Source organism: Pseudonocardia yunnanensis, assembly GCF_039534065.1.
Taxonomy (GTDB): Bacteria; Actinomycetota; Actinomycetes; order Mycobacteriales; family Pseudonocardiaceae; genus Pseudonocardia; species Pseudonocardia yunnanensis.
The window spans coordinates 343,743-360,188 of record NZ_BAAAUS010000043.1 but is presented as its reverse complement, the minus strand read 5'-3'; the positions used below and the strand labels follow the sequence as shown (position 1 = coordinate 360,188).

At 69.6% G+C, this 16,446-nt stretch carries 18 protein-coding genes; 2 read left to right on the top strand and 16 right to left on the bottom strand.

Going from position 1 to position 16,446, the window contains the following annotated elements:
• Nucleotides 1–37: 37 nt before the first annotated feature.
• The 3 genes from ABD743_RS35180 to ABD743_RS35170 are packed head-to-tail and all read right to left on the bottom strand — an operon-like array spanning nucleotide 38 to nucleotide 2,700.
• Nucleotides 38–778 (bottom strand): DedA family protein, encoded by a 741-nt coding sequence (locus tag ABD743_RS35180; RefSeq protein ID WP_344727540.1) that lies wholly within the window; start codon nucleotides 776–778, stop codon nucleotides 38–40.
• A 10-nt stretch (nucleotides 779–788) separates the two neighbouring features.
• On the bottom strand, nucleotides 789–2,057 hold the full coding sequence (gene murA / locus ABD743_RS35175) for a UDP-N-acetylglucosamine 1-carboxyvinyltransferase (protein WP_344727538.1): 1,269 nt from the start codon (nucleotides 2,055–2,057) through the stop codon (nucleotides 789–791).
• A 31-nt stretch (nucleotides 2,058–2,088) separates the two neighbouring features.
• Nucleotides 2,089–2,700 carry a TetR/AcrR family transcriptional regulator gene (locus ABD743_RS35170; protein WP_344727536.1) on the bottom strand — a complete coding sequence of 204 codons (612 nt, stop codon included), beginning with the start codon at nucleotides 2,698–2,700 and terminating at the stop codon, nucleotides 2,089–2,091.
• Between the two features lie 98 nt (nucleotides 2,701–2,798).
• Here ABD743_RS35170 and ABD743_RS35165 point away from each other — a divergent pair, with 98 nt between their 5' ends.
• Entirely contained in the window at nucleotides 2,799–3,539 is a 741-nt protein-coding gene (locus tag ABD743_RS35165; RefSeq protein WP_344727534.1) for an SDR family NAD(P)-dependent oxidoreductase, read from the top strand.
• Between the two features lie 211 nt (nucleotides 3,540–3,750).
• The gene (locus tag ABD743_RS35160) at nucleotides 3,751–4,344 is read left to right on the top strand and encodes a cob(I)yrinic acid a,c-diamide adenosyltransferase (protein WP_344727533.1); all 594 of its coding nucleotides are present in this window, start codon (nucleotides 3,751–3,753) and stop codon (nucleotides 4,342–4,344) included.
• A 25-nt stretch (nucleotides 4,345–4,369) separates the two neighbouring features.
• Here ABD743_RS35160 and ABD743_RS35155 read toward each other — a convergent pair whose 3' ends face one another.
• From ABD743_RS35155 to ABD743_RS35095, 13 genes are all read right to left on the bottom strand, one after another.
• Nucleotides 4,370–4,819 (bottom strand): DUF2550 domain-containing protein, encoded by a 450-nt coding sequence (locus ABD743_RS35155; protein ID WP_241036028.1) that lies wholly within the window; start codon nucleotides 4,817–4,819, stop codon nucleotides 4,370–4,372.
• Between the two features lie 20 nt (nucleotides 4,820–4,839).
• Nucleotides 4,840–5,223, bottom strand: a complete 384-nt coding sequence (locus tag ABD743_RS35150; RefSeq protein WP_241035866.1) for a F0F1 ATP synthase subunit epsilon — start codon at nucleotides 5,221–5,223, stop codon at nucleotides 4,840–4,842.
• A 32-nt stretch (nucleotides 5,224–5,255) separates the two neighbouring features.
• A complete protein-coding gene (gene atpD / locus ABD743_RS35145) occupies nucleotides 5,256–6,704 on the bottom strand; it encodes a F0F1 ATP synthase subunit beta (protein ID WP_344727530.1) in 1,449 nt (482 codons plus the stop codon).
• Entirely contained in the window at nucleotides 6,704–7,735 is a 1,032-nt protein-coding gene (locus ABD743_RS35140; RefSeq protein ID WP_344727528.1) for a F0F1 ATP synthase subunit gamma, read from the bottom strand. Before ABD743_RS35140 ends, atpD begins: the two co-directional genes overlap by 1 nt.
• A 13-nt stretch (nucleotides 7,736–7,748) precedes the next feature.
• Nucleotides 7,749–9,407 carry a F0F1 ATP synthase subunit alpha gene (atpA, locus tag ABD743_RS35135; protein WP_344727526.1) on the bottom strand — a complete coding sequence of 553 codons (1,659 nt, stop codon included), beginning with the start codon at nucleotides 9,405–9,407 and terminating at the stop codon, nucleotides 7,749–7,751.
• A gap of 53 nt (nucleotides 9,408–9,460) precedes the next feature.
• Complete coding sequence (locus ABD743_RS35130) at nucleotides 9,461–10,291, bottom strand: F0F1 ATP synthase subunit delta (protein ID WP_344727524.1); 831 nt, start codon at nucleotides 10,289–10,291, stop codon at nucleotides 9,461–9,463.
• Nucleotides 10,291–10,851 carry a F0F1 ATP synthase subunit B gene (locus ABD743_RS35125; RefSeq protein WP_344727522.1) on the bottom strand — a complete coding sequence of 187 codons (561 nt, stop codon included), beginning with the start codon at nucleotides 10,849–10,851 and terminating at the stop codon, nucleotides 10,291–10,293. The genes ABD743_RS35130 and ABD743_RS35125 overlap by 1 nt, the downstream gene beginning before the upstream one ends.
• A gap of 39 nt (nucleotides 10,852–10,890) precedes the next feature.
• A complete protein-coding gene (gene atpE / locus ABD743_RS35120; RefSeq protein ID WP_241035860.1) occupies nucleotides 10,891–11,097 on the bottom strand; it encodes an ATP synthase F0 subunit C in 207 nt (68 codons plus the stop codon).
• Between the two features lie 68 nt (nucleotides 11,098–11,165).
• On the bottom strand, nucleotides 11,166–11,963 hold the full coding sequence (gene atpB / locus ABD743_RS35115) for a F0F1 ATP synthase subunit A (RefSeq protein ID WP_344727520.1): 798 nt from the start codon (nucleotides 11,961–11,963) through the stop codon (nucleotides 11,166–11,168).
• Nucleotides 11,964–12,440: 477 nt separating this feature from the next.
• Nucleotides 12,441–12,881: a Cg1360 family ATP-synthase-associated protein gene (locus ABD743_RS35110; RefSeq protein WP_344727518.1), complete on the bottom strand. Its 441-nt coding sequence runs from the start codon at nucleotides 12,879–12,881 to the stop codon at nucleotides 12,441–12,443.
• Entirely contained in the window at nucleotides 12,878–14,026 is a 1,149-nt protein-coding gene (locus ABD743_RS35105; RefSeq protein WP_344727516.1) for a glycosyltransferase family 4 protein, read from the bottom strand. The genes ABD743_RS35110 and ABD743_RS35105 overlap by 4 nt, the downstream gene beginning before the upstream one ends.
• A 28-nt stretch (nucleotides 14,027–14,054) precedes the next feature.
• Nucleotides 14,055–15,344, bottom strand: coding sequence for a serine hydroxymethyltransferase (locus ABD743_RS35100; protein ID WP_344727514.1), 1,290 nt, complete (start codon nucleotides 15,342–15,344; stop codon nucleotides 14,055–14,057).
• 32 nt (nucleotides 15,345–15,376) lie between these two features.
• Nucleotides 15,377–16,327 (bottom strand): NAD-dependent epimerase/dehydratase family protein, encoded by a 951-nt coding sequence (locus ABD743_RS35095; RefSeq protein WP_344727512.1) that lies wholly within the window; start codon nucleotides 16,325–16,327, stop codon nucleotides 15,377–15,379.
• Between the last annotated feature and the right edge of the window lie 119 nt (nucleotides 16,328–16,446).

Sequence of the window (16,446 nt, the reverse complement as noted above, 5' to 3'; positions counted from 1 at the left end):
CCGGCGCACCGTCGCACGGCCCGCTATCGCATGCGGTTCACCGGCTACCCGTTTCCTGGAGCAGCGACGCGCGGGCGGCGGACTCCGCCCGGCGCTTGCGCACCATCCGGACGACCACCACGGCGAGCACCGCGGCAACCGCCACTCCCGTCACGCTCGGCCCGACGAGATGAGCCGCGTGTCGCAGCGCCGCCGAAGCCGCGCTGCCCAGCCCCACGTAGACCACGCCCCACAACACGGCTCCCAGCGCCGTGTAGACCGCGAACCGGCGCACGGGCATGCGCAGCGTCCCGGCCAGCACGGGCACCAGCGAGTGCGCCACCGCGAGGAACCGTGAGCCGGCGATCGCGCGCCCGGTACCGCCCCGCAGCACCGCCTCGGCGCGCACCCAGTTGTGCTCCCCGATCCATCGGCCGGCCCGGCTCACCCTGATCCGCGGACCGAACTGCCTGCCGAGCAGATATCCACCGCTCTGCCCGACCATGCTCGCGCCCGCGGCGACGGCGGCCAGCGCCGCGTACTCACCGGCGCTGCCTACGGTGGTGGCCGCAGCGAGCAGGACCACCTCGCCGGGCGTGACCAGCCCGATCAGCACCGACGTCTCCATGACGAGCATCAGGCCGACGACGCCGTAGAGCTGCCAAGCAGGCAGTGCGTCGATCATTGCGAAGAAGGAACCGAGCCAGTCATTGATCACCATCACAGCCTGGTGCGGCAGGCCCGCCCGACCCATCCGGGCAGCGCCCTGAACCGGGGTGGGGATGACCCCCGGTTCCACCCTGGGTGGGCTACCGGTTCGGTTCGCCTTCGACGCGCTGGATGTCGGCACCGAGTCCGCGCAGGTTCTCGACGAACCGCGGGTAGCCACGGTCGATGTGCTCGACGTCCCACACCTCGGTCTGCCCGTCGGCACACAGTGCGGCGAGCACGAGACCCGCTCCGGCCCGGATGTCGCTGGCCCACACCGGCGCGCTCGAGAGCCGGTCGACGCCGCGCACCACGGCGTGGTGGCCGTCGGTGCGTGCGTCCGCGCCGAGCCGCACCATCTCGTCGACGAACCGGAACCGGGCCTCGAACACGTTCTCCGTGATCATCGAGGTGCCCTCGGCGACAGCGGACAGCGCGATCGCCATCGGCTGGAGGTCGGTGGCGAATCCCGGAAAGGGCAGCGTCACGAAGTCGACGGCCGTGGGGCGCTGGTCCATCCGGACGGTGAACTCCTCGTTGCCGACCACGGTGTCGGCGCCTGCGGTGCGCAGCTTGTCGAGGACCAGGTCGATGTGGTGGGGGTCCACGCCGCGCACCGTCACCTCGCCGCGAGTCATCGCCGCGGCGAACGCCCAGGTGGCGCCCACGATGCGGTCGCCGATCACGCGGTGTTCGGCGGGCTGCAGACCGGTGACGCCGAGCACGCTGAGCGTGGAGGTGCCGACGCCGTCGATCTTGGCGCCCATCTGCTGGAGCATCGTGCACAGGTCGACGATCTCCGGCTCGCGGGCCGCGTTGTCGATCACCGTGGTGCCGTCGGCGAGCACGGCGGCCATCAGGATGTTCTCGGTGGCGCCGACACTGGGAAAGTCGAGCCAGATCTGCGCGCCGCGCAGCTCGTCGGCCTGGGCGACCACGCGCCCGTGCTCGATCTCGGTGGTGGCGCCGAGCTTGCGCAGGCCGGCCTGATGCATGTCGAGCGGGCGGGAGCCGATGGCGTCACCACCGGGGAGCGGCACGATCGCCCGGCGGCACCGGGCGACGAGCGGACCGAGTACGCACACCGACGCCCGCAGCTTCGACACGGACCGGTAGTCGGCCTGCGCGCCCGGCTCCGCCGGAACGTCGATGGTGACCGTGTCCCCCTTGACGGTGACGGTGCAGCCGAGGCTGCGCAGCACGTCGGCCATGAGCGGGACATCGAGGATCTCCGGACAGTTGCGGAGTGTCGTGGTGCCCTCCGCCAGCAGCGCCGCCGCCATCAGCTTCAGCACGCTGTTCTTCGCTCCGACCACGTCGACGGCGCCGGCGAGCCGGGCGCCCCCGTTGACCGCGAAATGCTCTGCCACGAACGCCGACGCTATCCGGTGGCCCCGAGCGCTACGCGGTCGGCCGTACCAGGTGCTCGACGGCCACCATCGCCCGGTCCACCACGGCGGACAGCTCGTCACGGGTGGCGCCGTCACGGGCCTGCAGCGACATCCCGAACTGCACGGTGCTCACATACGCTGCCAACGCGTCGATGTCCGCGCCGGGCGGCACGTCCCCGGAGGCCTGGCCCCTGGCGAGCCGGTCACGCACCGCCGCCGTGGCCGACCGCCGCTGCTCGGTGAGGAAGTCGCGGATCCCTGCTGTGCTGGGCGTGTACGTGGTTGCGGCCAGCACGATCATGCAGCCGGTCGGCTTGTCGGGGTCGGTGTAGGCGAGCACGTTGGCCCGCAGGAGTGCTTCGACGCCGGCCGCCGCGGTGGGCTCGTCGCACATCGCCCGGAGCGTCGGCTCGCCCTCCTGCTCCTCGTAGAGCGCCACGGCCTCGCGGAACAGGGCCTCCTTGCTCCCGAACGCCGCGTACAAGCTCGGTGGGCGGATCCCCATCGCAGCGGTCAGCTCGCCGATGGACGTGCCGTCGTAGCCGTGCTCCCAGAACACCTCCATCGCGCGGTGGAGCGCCTCGGCCCGGTCGAAGCCGCGGGGACGTCCTCGCTCCGTCATCGGCACCCTTTCTGTAGCGATCCCTCAAAATACCTCTTGACCAGCCCCGCCCGCACGCGTCAGACTTCTTTAGCAATCACTACAGAATGGAGACGTTGATGAGCGACCTCAGAGGCCGGGTGGCGCTGGTGACCGGCGGCAGCCGCGGTATCGGTGCCGCGATCGCATTGCGGCTGGCCCGCGACGGCGCCGACGTAGCACTCACCTACGTGAACGCGCAGGAGCGCGCCACGGCGGTGGTGCGCGAGATCGAGAGCCTGGGTCGACGCGGCGTCGCGATCCGCGCGGACAGCGCCGATCCCACGGCCGTCACGGCCGCCGTCGACGCGACCGTCGAGCGACTCGGGCGCCTCGACGTTCTCGTCAACAACGCGGGGATCTTCCCCTTCGGCCCGTTCGAGAAGGTCGACGCCGAGGAGCTCGACCGAACCATTGCCGTGCACATCCGGGCGGCCTTCGTCGCCGCGCAGGCGGCATCCCCGTACCTCGGCCGGGGTGGGCGGATCATCAACATCGGCAGCAACCTGGCCGAGTTCGTGGGCCGGCCCGGCATCACGCTCTATGCGATGACCAAATCGGCGCTCACCGGCCTCACCCGTGGGCTCGCCCGTGAGCTCGGCCCCCGCGGGATCACCGTCAACACCGTGCACCCCGGCTCGACCGACACCGACATGAACCCGGCCGACGCACCCCATGCCGAGGCCCAGCGGGCGCAGACCGCGCTCGGCCGGTTCCAGTCCGCCGACGACGTCGCGGCCACCGTCGCCCACCTGGCAGGCGAGGACGGGCGCACGATCACGGGCGCGGCCCTGCTCGTCGACTCCGGGGCCAACGCATGACGGCCGCATGACGGCGCAGCGCTGCAGCGGCGCCCAGTGTCGCGGAAACGGGGTTCCTTGCCCGGATCCGGTGACCCAGGTGGATGCATCGCAAGGCGGAGGAGGCGCCGATACCGCTGTTGTATCGGCGCCGACGACAACGCCGCGAGGCGCCGCCTGGGCGCCGGAGACGGGTAAGACGACCCCGTTTCCTCGACACTAAGCTGCGTTCATGGCGGTGCACCTGACCAGGATCTACACGAAGACCGGCGACGACGGCACCACCGCGCTCGGCGACTTCAGCCGTGTGCGCAAGACCGACGTGCGGCTCGCGGCCTATGCCGACACCGACGAGTGCAACGCCGCTATCGGTGTCGCCGTCACGGTCGGCGGGCTCACCGACGAGCTGTTGGTTCCCCTGAGCCAGGTGCAGAACGACCTGTTCGACGTGGGCGCCGATCTGTGCGCCCCGATCGTCGAAAACCCGAAGTATCCGCCGCTGCGCATCACCGAGGACTACATCGCCCGGCTGGAGGGCTGGTGCGACGAGTTCAACGAGGGGCTGCCGAAGCTCGACTCGTTCATCCTTCCGGGCGGCACCCCGGGAGCGGCGTATCTGCACGTCGCCCGGACGGTCGCCCGGCGGGCCGAACGCTCGGTCTGGGCCCTGCTCGAGGTCGACGCCGAGCACACCAACCCGCTCACGGCGAAGTACCTCAACCGGCTCTCGGACCTGCTGTTCATCCTCGGCCGGGCGGCCAACCCGGATGGTGACGTGCTGTGGCAGCCCGGTGGCCCGCAGGGCGGCTCAGGAGATAACCGGTAACCGGGGCGCACGGCACCCGTGGGGCCTACGAGGCTTGTCGGTAGCCCGTGCGGCCGGGCGGTGTGGCTTCGAGCCACGACAGGAAGCCCGTGAGGACGCCCTGGGCCATCGCGATTTCCAGTTCAGTGCCGCGCACACGGCAACGCAGCACGGACGCGGACGGCGGGAGAAGGTAGACCTCGGTGCTCGACGGGGTGCGCCGGTCCACGATCTCCAGGTCCGTGCGGTCGACGAACACCGTGGGGCCGGGGCGGAAGGACGTCAGGCGGAACCAGGCGAGCTGGTTGCCCTGGTAACGCCCGACACCGAAGTGCCATCCGGCTCCGTCGCCGGACCCGGCCCAGGAACCGGCAGCGGGGCGGCGGCGTAGGAACACGTCCACGCCGCCGCCCCGCATGAGTCGTACACGCCGAACAGCCAGGTACGTGAGGCCGAGGCAGGCGATGAGCAGCAGGATGCCGACGCCCAGTGCCATCGCCCCCAACGCGGCTCCTGCTACTCAGCCGCGCCGGCGGCTTTCAGCCGCACGTTTGCCCGTGCCGCGGCGGCCGCACCGTCTGGCTCGGACGTGTTCGCCCGGTCCAGCGCGGCGCGGGCCCGCGCTACGTCGATCTCCTCGGCCCGCTCGGCGAACTCGGCCAGCACCGTGACGCTCTCCGGTGTGATCGAGAGGAAGCCGCCGTGCACCGCGAGCGTGGTGGAACTGCCGTCCGTGCCGTCGATGCGCACGATGCCGGCCTCCTCCAGCTGCGCCAGCGTGGGCTCGTGCCCGGGCAGGACGCCGATCTCGCCGACGGTGGTGCGGGCGAGCACGAAGTTGGCGTCACCCGACCAGATCCGGCGCTCGACGGCGACCAGCTCGACTCTCATCTCGGCCAATGCGTACTCCTCGCTCGTGCTGGAGCCACCGATCAGCCCTCGAGCTTCTTGCGGTTCTTGTCGAGGTCCTCGAGGCCGCCGCAGAGGAAGAACGCCTGCTCCGGGACGTCGTCGAACTCTCCCTTGGCGATCTTGTCGAAGGCCTCGATGGTCTCCTTGAGCGGCACCGTGGAGCCCGGCTGGCCGGTGAACTGCTCGGCGACCAGCAGGTTCTGCGAGAGGAACCGCTCGATGCGCCGGGCGCGGCCCACGAGCTGGCGGTCCTCCTCGGAGAGCTCGTCGATACCGAGGATCGCGATGATGTCCTGCAGGTCGGAGTACTTCTGCAGGATCCGCTTCACCTCGTTGGCGACCCGGAAGTGCTCCTCGCCGATGTACTGCGGGTCGAGGATCCGGGACGTCGACGTCAGGGGGTCCACGGCCGGGTAGATCCCCTTCTGGGAGATCGGCCGGGAGAGCTCCGTGGTGGCGTCGAGGTGCGCGAACGTGGTGGCAGGCGCCGGGTCGGTGTAGTCGTCGGCGGGCACGTAGATCGCCTGCATCGACGTGATCGACCGACCACGGGTGGAGGTGATGCGCTCCTGCAGCTCGCCCATCTCGTCGGCCAGTGTGGGCTGGTAGCCCACCGCGGACGGCATGCGGCCGAGCAGCGTGGACACCTCGGAGCCCGCCTGCGTGAACCGGAAGATGTTGTCGATGAAGAGCAGCACGTCCTGGTCCTGCTCGTCGCGGAAGTACTCCGCCATGGTGAGCGCAGACAGGGCCACCCGCATACGCGTGCCCGGAGGTTCGTCCATCTGCCCGAAGACCAGGGCGGTGTCGTTGATGACGCCGGACTCGGTCATCTCCGTGATGAGGTCGTTGCCCTCACGGGTGCGCTCGCCGACGCCGGCGAACACCGAGGTGCCACCGAAGTTCTTGGCGACACGGGTGATCATCTCCTGGATGAGCACCGTCTTGCCCACGCCCGCGCCGCCGAACAGGCCGATCTTGCCGCCCTGCACGTACGGGGTGAGCAGGTCGATCACCTTGATGCCGGTCTCCAGCATCTCGGTGCGGCCCTCGAGCTTGTCGAAGGAGGGCGCCGGACGGTGGATGCCCCACAGGTCGCCGGTGATCTTCAGGTCGGGCTCGTCCAGGCACTCACCGAGCGCGTTGAACACGTGCCCCTTGACCTGGTCGCCGACCGGCACCGAGATCGGACGGCCGAGGTCGGTGACCTCCTGGCCGCGGACCAGGCCGTCGGTGGGCTGCATGGAGATGGCACGCACCAGGTTGTCGCCGAGGTGCTGGGCGATCTCCAGGGTCAGCGTCCGGTCGAGCTCACCGATCTTCACGTCGACCGTGAGCGCGGTGTAGAGCTCCGGTACCTCGTTGCGCGGGAACTCGACGTCGACGACCGGGCCGGTGACCCGCACGACCCGCCCGGTCCTGCCCTGGGTCGACGCGGATGGGGTGCCGGTATCAGCGGTGGCGGTCATCAGTTCTCACTTCCTGCGCTGACGAGAGCGTCGGCGCCACCGACGATCTCACTGATCTCCTGGGTGATCTGAGCCTGACGAGCCTGGTTGGCCTCCAGCGTCAGGGTACGGATCAGTTCGTTCGCGTTGTCCGTGGCAGCCTTCATGGCCCGCTGGCGGGCCGCCGACTCCGAGGCCGCCGACTCGAGCAGCGCCGCGAACAGCCGGGCCCCGACGTACTTGGGCAGCAGCGCATCGAACAGGGTGTCGGCGTCGGGTTCGAACTCGTACAGCGAGCGGACCTCGGTCGCGGCCTGCACCGCGGTGTCCTCCGCCGTGCGGCCGATGGTCTCGCCCTCGACGAGCCGCTCGGTCTCGCTACCGGCGTACTCGACCTCCATCGGCGCCATCCGCCGCGCCTGCGGCGTCTGCGTGACCATGTTCTTGAACTGCGTGTACACGAGGTGCAGCTCGTCGACCGCCTGCACGTCAGCGGCGGCGTTCTCCGCGTCGGCACCGTCGGTGCTCTCCGCGGCCTGGTCGGCGCCACCGTTGCCGGCGCCGGCCATGAACGCCGCGACGAGCGTGCGGGCCACCTCTGCCGCATCCGCGTAGCGCGGCTGCTCGGAGAACCCGGTCCAGGAGGCCTCGACCTCGCGGCGGCGGAACCGGAAGTAGTTCACGCCCTTGCGGCCGATGACGTAGAGCACCGGCTCCTTGCCCTGCTCACGCAGCAGCGACTGAAGCTGCTCCGCCTCCTTGAGCACGTTGGCGTTGTAGCCGCCGGCCTGGCCGCGGTCGCTGGTGACCACCAGGACCGCGGCGCGCTTGGCGTTCTCCCGCTCGACGAGAAGCGGGTGGTCGAGCGCCGAGTTGTTGGCCAGCTCGGTGAGCACCGCCGTCATCTGCTCGGCGTACGGCTTGGCCTCTTCCACTCTGGCGCGTGCCTTGGCGATGCGAGAGGTCGCGATCAGCTCCATGGCACGAGTGATCTTCTTGATGGACTGCGTCGACCGGATCCGCCGCCGCAGCACGCGAATCTGTGCCGCCATTGTCGTTCTCCGCCTACTCTGAGGAGCTGCCGGACGGAGCGGGCTTGTTGACCTTGACCTTCTCGCGGTCGACCTCGTCCTCGTCGAGCGCCTCGGCCTCGGCTTCCTTCGGCGCCACCGAGGAACCGTCCGACGCCGTGAAGTTCTTCTTGAACTCCTTCACGACCTCGGTGATGCGCTCGGCGAGCTCGTCGGACAGCTTTCCGGTGTCACGAATCTCGCCGAGAATACCCTCGTGGTTGCGCCGCACGTGGTCGAGGAACTCCTGCTCGAAGCGGCGGATGTCGCCCACCGGCACCGAGTCGAGGTGTCCGCGCGTGCCGAGGAAGATCGAGAGGACCTGCTCGTCCACCGGCTGCGGCTGGTACTGCGGCTGCTTGAGCAGCTCCACGAGGCGGGCACCACGGCCCAGCGCCGCTGCGGACGCCGCGTCCAGGTCGGAGCCGAAGGCCGCGAACGCCTCCAGCTCGCGGTACTGCGACAGGTCGAGCCGCAGCGAGCCCGACACCTGGCGCATCGCGCGGACCTGCGCCGAACCACCGACGCGGGAGACCGAGATACCGACGTTGATCGCCGGCCGGACGCCCTGGTTGAACAGGTCGGACTCCAGGAACACCTGGCCGTCGGTGATCGAGATGACGTTGGTGGGGATGTAGGCCGACACGTCGTTGGCCTTGGTCTCGATGATCGGCAGGCCGGTCATCGATCCGGCGCCCAGGTCGTCGGAGAGCTTCGCGCAACGCTCCAGCAGGCGGGAGTGCAAGTAGAAGACGTCACCGGGGTAGGCCTCACGGCCCGGCGGGCGGCGCAGCAGCAGCGAGATCGCGCGGTAGGCCTCGGCCTGCTTGGAGAGGTCGTCGAAGACGATCAGGACGTGCTTGCCCTGGTACATCCAGTGCTGCCCGAGCGCGGACCCGGTGTAGGGAGCGATCCACTTGTAGCCGGCCGGGTCGTTGGCCGGGGACGCGACGATCGTCGTGTACTCCAGCGCGCCCGCGTCCTCCAGCGACTGCCGGATGCCGGCGATCGTGGAGCCCTTCTGCCCGACCGCGACGTAGATGCAGCGCACCTGCTGCTTCGGGTCGCCGGTGGCCCAGTTCTGCTTCTGGTTGATGATCGTGTCGACACAGACCGCCGTCTTGCCGGTCTTGCGGTCGCCGATGATGAGCTGGCGCTGGCCGCGGCCGATCGGCGTCATGGCGTCGATCGCCTTGATGCCGGTCTGCAGCGGCTCGCTGACGCTCTGCCGCTCCATCACCGATGCGGCCTGCAGCTCGAGCACACGCTGCGACTCGGCCTCGATGTCACCGAGCCCATCGAGGGGGTTGCCCAGCGAGTCGACGACGCGGCCGAGGAAGTTGTCGCCGACCGGCACGGAGAGGATGTTGCCGGTGCGCTTGACCGGCTGGCCCTCCTCGATGTGGGCGTAGTCGCCCAGGATCACCGCGCCGATCTCGTGGACGTCGAGGTTCAGGGCGACACCGAGCACACCACCGTGGAACTCGAGGAGCTCGTTCGTCATCGCCGAGGCCAGGCCCTCGACGTGGGCGATGCCGTCGCCGGCGTCGGAGACGTGCCCCACCTCTTCGCGGGACGTCTCCGTCTCCAGCGAGGAGACGTAGCTGGAGATCGCACTCCGGATCTCCTCGGAGGAGATCGTCAGCTCTGTCATGGCTGTCGTCTGTTCCTTCATCTCGGTCGGTTAAACAGTCTCTGGGCCGGCGGTCAGCTCGGCAGTGCGCGGCGGGCGGCGGCCAGCTTGCCCGCGACGCTGCCGTCGATGACCTCGCCGCCGACCTGCACGACCAGTCCGCCCAGCAGGCTCTCGTCCAGCTCGATCTGCAGGGAGATCGGCCGCCCGTAGAGCCGGCTCAACGAGTCGGTGAGCTTCTGCTCCTGTTGGCTGCTGAGCGCGATCGGCGCGGTGACCCGCGCGACCGACCGGTCGCGGCGGGCCGCCGCCAGCTCCGCCAGCTCTTCGGCCACCACATCGAGGTGCCTGCTACGCGGCAGACGCACGGTCTGGCGCAGCAGCGCCGCAGCGACCGGGGAGACCCGGTTGCCGAGCACCTGCTCCAGCAGGCGGAGGCGTCCCTCGGCAGGCGTGCTCTCTTCGGAGAGCAGCGAGTTCAGCTGCGGCTCGCGGTCGAGGATCCGGCCGAACCGGAACAGCTCGTCCTCGACGTTGTCGAGTGTGCTGTCCTTCTCGGCCACGGCGAGCGTGGCCTGGCGGGCGAGCGCCTCCGCCGCCTCGACCAGGTCGGACGACTGCGACCAGCGAGAGGTCACGAGCCCCTTGACGAAGTCGAGCGTCGGCGTTCCCAGCTTCCCGCCGAGCACCTGCCCGACGAGCCCGATCCGGGCCTGCTCAGGCGTGGACGGGTCGGCGAGGATGCGCCGCAGCGACCGCTCGGTGGCGATGAGCCGGGCGAACGCGAACAGCTCGTCGCCCATCGTGTTCAACGCGCGGGCGTCGGCGGTGTCCACGTAGGCGTTGAGCCGCTGCATCGCCGCGGCCAGCGACTCCCGGCTGGCCGCCGCCAGGACGGCAGCCATCAGCTCGCCCCGCCCGCCGAAGTGGTCTCACGCTGCTCGGCGAGGCCGTCGACCTCGGCGAGGAACGCGTCGATCGTGGCCGAGCGACGCGCGTCGTCAGCGAGGGACGCACCGATGATGCGCTGCGCCAACTGCACGGACAGGCCGCCGATCTCCCCACGGAGCTGGCGTACGACCTGATCCCGCTGCGCGGCGATCTGCTCGTCGGCCCGCTGACGGATGCGCGTGGCCTCTTCCTCGGCCTGCGCCCGCAGCTCGGCCTTGATCTGCTGGCCCTCGGCGCGTGCGTCGTCGCGGATCCGGGCGGCCTCGGCCCGCAGCCCGGCGAGCTGCTCCTCGTACTGCCGCTTGAGCTCGTCGGCCTGCTGCTGGACCTCCTCGGCCCGCTTCAGCCCGCCCTCGATCTTGTCCTTGCGCTCGGCGTAGACCTGTTCGAACTGCGGGAATGCGTACTTCCGCAGGAGCCAGTAGAGCAGGAAGAACGCGATCAGGCCGACGATGATCTCGACCGGATGGGGAGCGAGCGGGCTCGGCCCCTCCGCAGCGATCACATATGTCATGAGATGTGTCTCCTCGCCTTGTGGGCGCTCGACGTGTGACTAGAACGCGAACGCGAGCACGAGGCCCAGGATGGCGAGCGCCTCGGAGAGGGCGAAGCCGATGAACGCGATGCCCTGCAGCTGGCCGCGGGCCTCCGGCTGGCGGGCGACACCGTTGATGAACGCGGAGAAGACGATGCCGACGCCGATACCCGGGCCGATGGCGGAGAGGCCGTACCCGATGACGTTCAGGTTGCCGGTGATCATTGAACTTTTCCTTCCGTCCGGTCCGCGGTACGTCCCGCGGACCCGTCAGTTCGTGGGAGCGGGGCGACCTAGTGGTCGTCGGCGAGTACCGCGCCGAGGTACGAGGCCGTCAGGATCGTGAAGATGTAGGCCTGCACGACCTGGATGAAGGCCTCGAAGAACGTGAACACGATGCCGAGCCCGAAGGCGGCCGGGGAGAGGACCTGGAGAAAGATCGACTGGGAGTGCAGCAGCATGTACTCACCGCCGAGGATGAACACCAGCAGCAACAGGTGGCCGGCGAACATGTTGCCGAAGAGTCGCAGCGACAGCGTGACGGGCCGCAGCAGGATGTTCGAGAGGAACTCGATCGGCGTGAGGATGATGCGCACCCACCACGGCACATCCGGCGGCCACGTCGACACCCGCATGTAGCCGACGAAACCGTGCTTGCGAAGTCCGACGTAGTTGTAGAGCAGCCAGACCACGCCGGCGAGCGCGTACGGCATGCCGGGGTGCGAGAACGTGGGGAACTGAATGAACGGCACGATCCCGAACAGGTTGTTCACCAGAATGAAGGCGAACAGCGTGGTGAGGAACGGGACGAACTTCAGGAACTCCGGCCCGATGTTGTCGCGCGCGATGCTGTTCCGCACGATGCCGTGGAAGGACTCGCCGAGGAACTGCCGTTTGCTCGGGACGAGCTGGGTTCCTCCCCGCACCGTCCAGAGGAAGAACCCCAACACGATGATCGCGGCGAGAACGAGCTCCAGCACCGGCTTGGTGACGGATCCGAAGACCGGCGGTAGCTGGAAGTCGGCGACACCCGGTGCCTCGAAACCCGGATTGGGGCCTGGAGGTGGTGGGGCGGTGGCCAGGATGGTCACCCAATGCTCCTTCCGGTTCCGTCGACCGGGTGGCCCGGGTCGGCAGAATCGTGACGATCAGGACTTAACGTACCTGATGTAGATCAAGTACATCGAGGCCGCCCCGCCGAACAGCAGTCCGATCGGCGTGAACGCTCGAGTACCCAACAGTGCGTCCAACCCCCACCCGATCCCCCCGAACAGGAAGAATCCGGACAGCAGGTAGGACAGAGCGGTCCAAGCATCACCCGGGGGCGGCGGTTGCTTGCCGCCTCCGCGCGACTGGCCTGGCTCCATCGCAGAGGACCATATCAGGAGAGTTAGCGCTGGTTTACCAGGGATGACCTCGGCGGACGGCCCCCTGTCGCGTCGACGCCCGCTCCGGTGTCCCGGAAGCGACGCCGACGTGGCTCTATCGCGTGTAGAAGCTTAACGGGGAGTGACCGGCACCTCAGAGAGATTCCGGTCACACTCCGCTGTCACTCGATCCGGTGACGCTCAGAGATCCACGGCCGGGATGCGTGTGCGCACGAACCCGACGACCTCGCCGATGATCCACGCCGCGGTCACGGCCAGCATCGTGAACGCGAAAGCCTGGTTGTCGAACAGCTCGGTGCCCCGGAACAACAACAGGAACACCAACAGGAATCCGACCTTGCCGGTGAAGGCGGTCATGGCGCCGATCATGACCCCGGCCGGCGCCGCCCTGGCCGTCCTCGACATCACGAAGGTGCCGAGCCAGCCCAGGCCACCTGCGACAACCGAGCCGACCACCGCACCGATCGCCCCCGACGTTCCGCGCATCAGCGTGGCCACGACGATCGACGCCACGGCGACGATCACCGCCAGGATCACGGCATTGCGCTGCATCGCGGCCGCCAGCTTCAACACGGACGCGACGTGTGGAGCGTCCTTCACCGGTGGGTCGGGATCGGTCATCTGGCCCTCACTCTCGGAATCGCGGTGGCGAGCACGGCCACGACCAGGCCGATCCCCACCGCCCACAACACGATGAACGGGTCGTCGATCAGCGCCAGCGCCACCGCTCCGAACGCCAGCACTCCCGCCCACAGGTAGATCAGGAGCACAGCTCGCCGCTGGCTGTGGCCGATCTCGAGCAGCCGGTGATGCAGGTGCATCTTGTCGGGCGAGAACGGGCTCATGCCCTTGCGCGTGCGCCGGACCACCGCCATGAGCAGGTCCAACAGCGGGACGAACACCACCGCCGCGAGCACGAAGAGCGGCGCGAACAACGCCAGCACATCGCTCCCGTCGGCGCCGATGATCGAGATCTTCCCGGAGGCGCTCGTGGTGGCGGCGGCGAGCAGCAGGCCGATGAGCATCGACCCCGAGTCGCCCATGAAGATCCGGGCCGGATTGAAGTTGTGGGGCAGGAAACCGAGGCACGCGCCGGCGAGCACGGCCGCGATGAGAGCGGGCGAGTACGCGGACGGGTCGTTGCCCACCCGCTGCACCAGCCCGATCGCGAACAGGCCCGTGGCCGCGGCGGCGATCAGGCCGATGCCCGACGCAAGCCCGTCGAGACCGTCGACGAAGTTCATCGCGTTCACCAGCGCCACCGTGACCAGCACGGTCAGGACCACGCCCTGCTCCTGGCCGAGGATCAGCAGCGACCCGGAGATGCCCGTGCCACCGCCACCCCACGGGACGTAGAACACCGTCCACTGCACGCCGAAGATCACCAGGATGCCGGCCGCGGTGGTCTGACCGGCGAACTTCGTGAGCGCGTCGAGCTCGTAGCGGTCGTCGAGGGCACCGACGGCGGCCAGCAGCACGGCGGCGCCGAAGACGCCGACCATCTCGTAGGCGTTGTTGTCGAACGCGAGCCGCAGCGCGGGCAGCTGATAGGCCATCCCGACGCCGGCGAGCACACCGCCGAGCATCGCCAGCCCACCCCAGCGCGGGGTGGGCGTGACGTGGACGTCTCGCCCCCGCGGCCACGCAACGGCGCCCAAGCGCAGCGCGAGCACCCGAACCGGGCCGACGAGCAGGAACGTGACCACGGCCGCCGTCAGCCCCGTGAGGAGGTACTCCCGGATCGGCAGGACGAACGTGGGGACCACGACGGTCTTCTCGGGAAGTCGGCGGGGATCAGGGCCGCGGGTACGCGGGAGCCCGCGCCACCAGGGTGCTGACCGCCTCGGCCACGTCGGCCAGTTCGGCGTCGCCCGCCGAGGTGCCGTGCTCGGCCCGCACGGCGCGGCCCAGCAGGGCGCCGATCTCCGCCATGTCGGATTCGACCATCCCCTGTGTGGTGACGCTCGGCGAGCCCACCCGCAGACCCGACGGCTTCAGCGGCGGGGCCGGGTCGTAGGGGATGGCGTTCTTGTTGAGCGTGATCCGTGCAGCGTCGCAACGGGTCTCGGCCTGGTCGCCCGTGACACCGATGGGCCGCAGGTCGACCAGTGCCAGGTGGGTGTCGGTGCCGCCGGAGACGGCGCGCATGCCCTCCGCCTCGAGGCTCTTGGCCAGGGCCTGCGCGTTGGCGATCACCTGCGCGGCGTACGCCTGGTACTCCGGCTGCGCGGCCTCCTTCATGGCCACGGCCTTCGCGGCGATGGCGTGCATGAGCGGACCGCCCTGGGAGAACGGGAAGACGGCCTTGTCGATCGCCTTCGCGTGCTCGGCGCGAGCGAGGATCATGCCGCCGCGGGGGCCGCGCAGCACCTTGTGCGTGGTGGCCGTGACCACGTCGGCGAACGGAACCGGGGACGGGATCGCCTTACCGGCCACCAGGCCGATGAAGTGGGCGGCGTCGACCATGAGCTTCGCGCCCACCTCGTCGGCGATCTCCCGGAAGGCGGCGAAGTCGATCAGCCGCGGGTACGCCGTGGCGCCCGCGATGATCATCTTCGGCTGGTGCTCGCGGGCCAGGTCGCGCACCTGGTCGTAGTCGATCAGCTCCGAGTCCTCGCGCACCGTGTAGGACACGGCGTTGAACCACTTGCCGGAGAAGCTGACCTTGCTGCCGTGGGTGAGGTGGCCACCCTGCTTGAGGTCCATCGCGAGCACGGTGTCGCCGGGCTGCGTGAAGGCCGCGTACACCGCGAAGTTCGCCGATGCGCCGGAGTGCGGCTGCAGGTTGACGTGGTCGGCACCGAACAGCTCGCGGGTGCGGGCGTTGCCGATCTCCTCCGCGCGGTCGACGACCTCGCAGCCGCCGTAGTAGCGCCGGCCGGGGTACCCCTCGGCGTACTTGTTGGAGAGCGTCGAGCCCAGGGCGGCGAGCACGGCGGGGCTCGTGAGGTTCTCGCTCGCGATGAGCTGCAGCCCGCCGCGCAACCGGCTCAGCTCGTCGAGCACCACTCCCGCGATTTCGGGGTCCTGGTGCTGCAGCGCGTCGAAGTCCGGGCCCCAGAACGGGGTGCTCTGCTCGGTCACGGTAGCCAACGGTACCCGTTCCTACCTGGGACTCAGGCTGCGGCCCGCACGTCTGCGCGCCACCACGCGACGGTGGTGGCGATGCCGTCGTCGAACGGTGTCGGAGTGAGACCGAACGTGTTCTGCGCCGCGCTCGAGTCGACCACGAACGGCGAGGCGAACTGGTAGCGCACCTCGGGAAGCTCCCGCAGGAAGGGAACGGCCAGCCCGCCGAGCCGGACCGCCACCCGCGGCAGCACCTGCACACCGGGATCGGGGACGCCCGCGATCCGCGCCATGCGCGCCGACACCTCGCGCAGCGACGCCGGGTGATCGGTCGGGACGTGCCACGGCCTGCCCCAGGCTCGCTCGTCGCCTGCCAGTGTCACCATGGTGCGAGCGATGTCGCCGACGTAGGTCCAGGAGTGCGGAGCGTCCACCTCACCCTGCATGACCCGGGGTTTCCGCCCGGCCAGGAGCCGGGGGACGAACTGCTCCCCCAGGTGGCCGGTCGCGCGGACGCCGGGACCGTAGAAGTCGGACGCCCGCGCTTCCGTCACACGGACTCGCCCTGCCTCGTGTGCCGCCAGCGCGTCGATCCACATCCGATTGCGGATGTCTCCCTTCGTGCCAGGGGCCGAGCGCAGCGGGGTGTCCTCGGACATGGGGGCGTCGACCGGGCCGTAGCCGTACAGGTTCGCCATCGTCACGAGCACGGCGCCGGATCGTTCCGCGGCAGTCAGGAGCGCGGCAGCGAGTGGGGGCCAGTCGGTCGACCAGCGGTGGTACGGCGGGTTCGCGCAGTTGTAGAGGGCCGTCGCGCCGCCGGCGATCGCTGTGAGCCGCTCGGCGTCGGTCGCGTCGGCGGCCACTCTTTCGATCGCGGGATGCTCCGGTCCGGAGCCGCCGCGGCTGACCAGGCGGACGCTGTGCCCCTCGCTGACGAGGCGGAGCGCGACCGCGCTCCCGATCGTGCCCGCGCCGACGATGACGTGCTGAGCCATGGGATCCTCCGAAATGTGAGCACTGCTCTCTGTCCGGTCGAGTGTTCACCACGAGGGGATCATTGGTCAAGAGCGGCGCTCTCTCTTGTTGCCGACGCTCTCTCGTCATGTCAAACTCG

Bases quoted from the DNA above. Each gene is read 5' to 3' on its own strand.
- atpE (WP_241035860.1), bottom strand. From the start codon at position 11,097: ATGATCACCGGCAACCTGAACGTCATCGGGTACGGCCTCTCCGCCATC.
- ABD743_RS35130 (WP_344727524.1), bottom strand. From the start codon at position 10,291: ATGGCTGCCGTCCTGGCGGCGGCCAGCCGGGAGTCGCTGGCCGCGGCG.
- ABD743_RS35110 (WP_344727518.1), bottom strand. From the start codon at position 12,881: ATGACCGATCCCGACCCACCGGTGAAGGACGCTCCACACGTCGCGTCC.
- ABD743_RS35160 (WP_344727533.1), top strand. From the start codon at position 3,751: ATGGCGGTGCACCTGACCAGGATCTACACGAAGACCGGCGACGACGGC.
- atpD (WP_344727530.1), bottom strand. From the start codon at position 6,704: ATGACCGCCACCGCTGATACCGGCACCCCATCCGCGTCGACCCAGGGC.
- ABD743_RS35140 (WP_344727528.1), bottom strand. From the start codon at position 7,735: ATGGCGGCACAGATTCGCGTGCTGCGGCGGCGGATCCGGTCGACGCAG.
- ABD743_RS35165 (WP_344727534.1), top strand. From the start codon at position 2,799: ATGAGCGACCTCAGAGGCCGGGTGGCGCTGGTGACCGGCGGCAGCCGC.
- atpA (WP_344727526.1), bottom strand. From the start codon at position 9,407: ATGACAGAGCTGACGATCTCCTCCGAGGAGATCCGGAGTGCGATCTCC.
- ABD743_RS35095 (WP_344727512.1), bottom strand. From the start codon at position 16,327: ATGGCTCAGCACGTCATCGTCGGCGCGGGCACGATCGGGAGCGCGGTC.
- ABD743_RS35125 (WP_344727522.1), bottom strand. From the start codon at position 10,851: ATGACATATGTGATCGCTGCGGAGGGGCCGAGCCCGCTCGCTCCCCAT.
- ABD743_RS35170 (WP_344727536.1), bottom strand. From the start codon at position 2,700: ATGACGGAGCGAGGACGTCCCCGCGGCTTCGACCGGGCCGAGGCGCTC.
- ABD743_RS35155 (WP_241036028.1), bottom strand. From the start codon at position 4,819: ATGGCACTGGGCGTCGGCATCCTGCTGCTCATCGCCTGCCTCGGCCTC.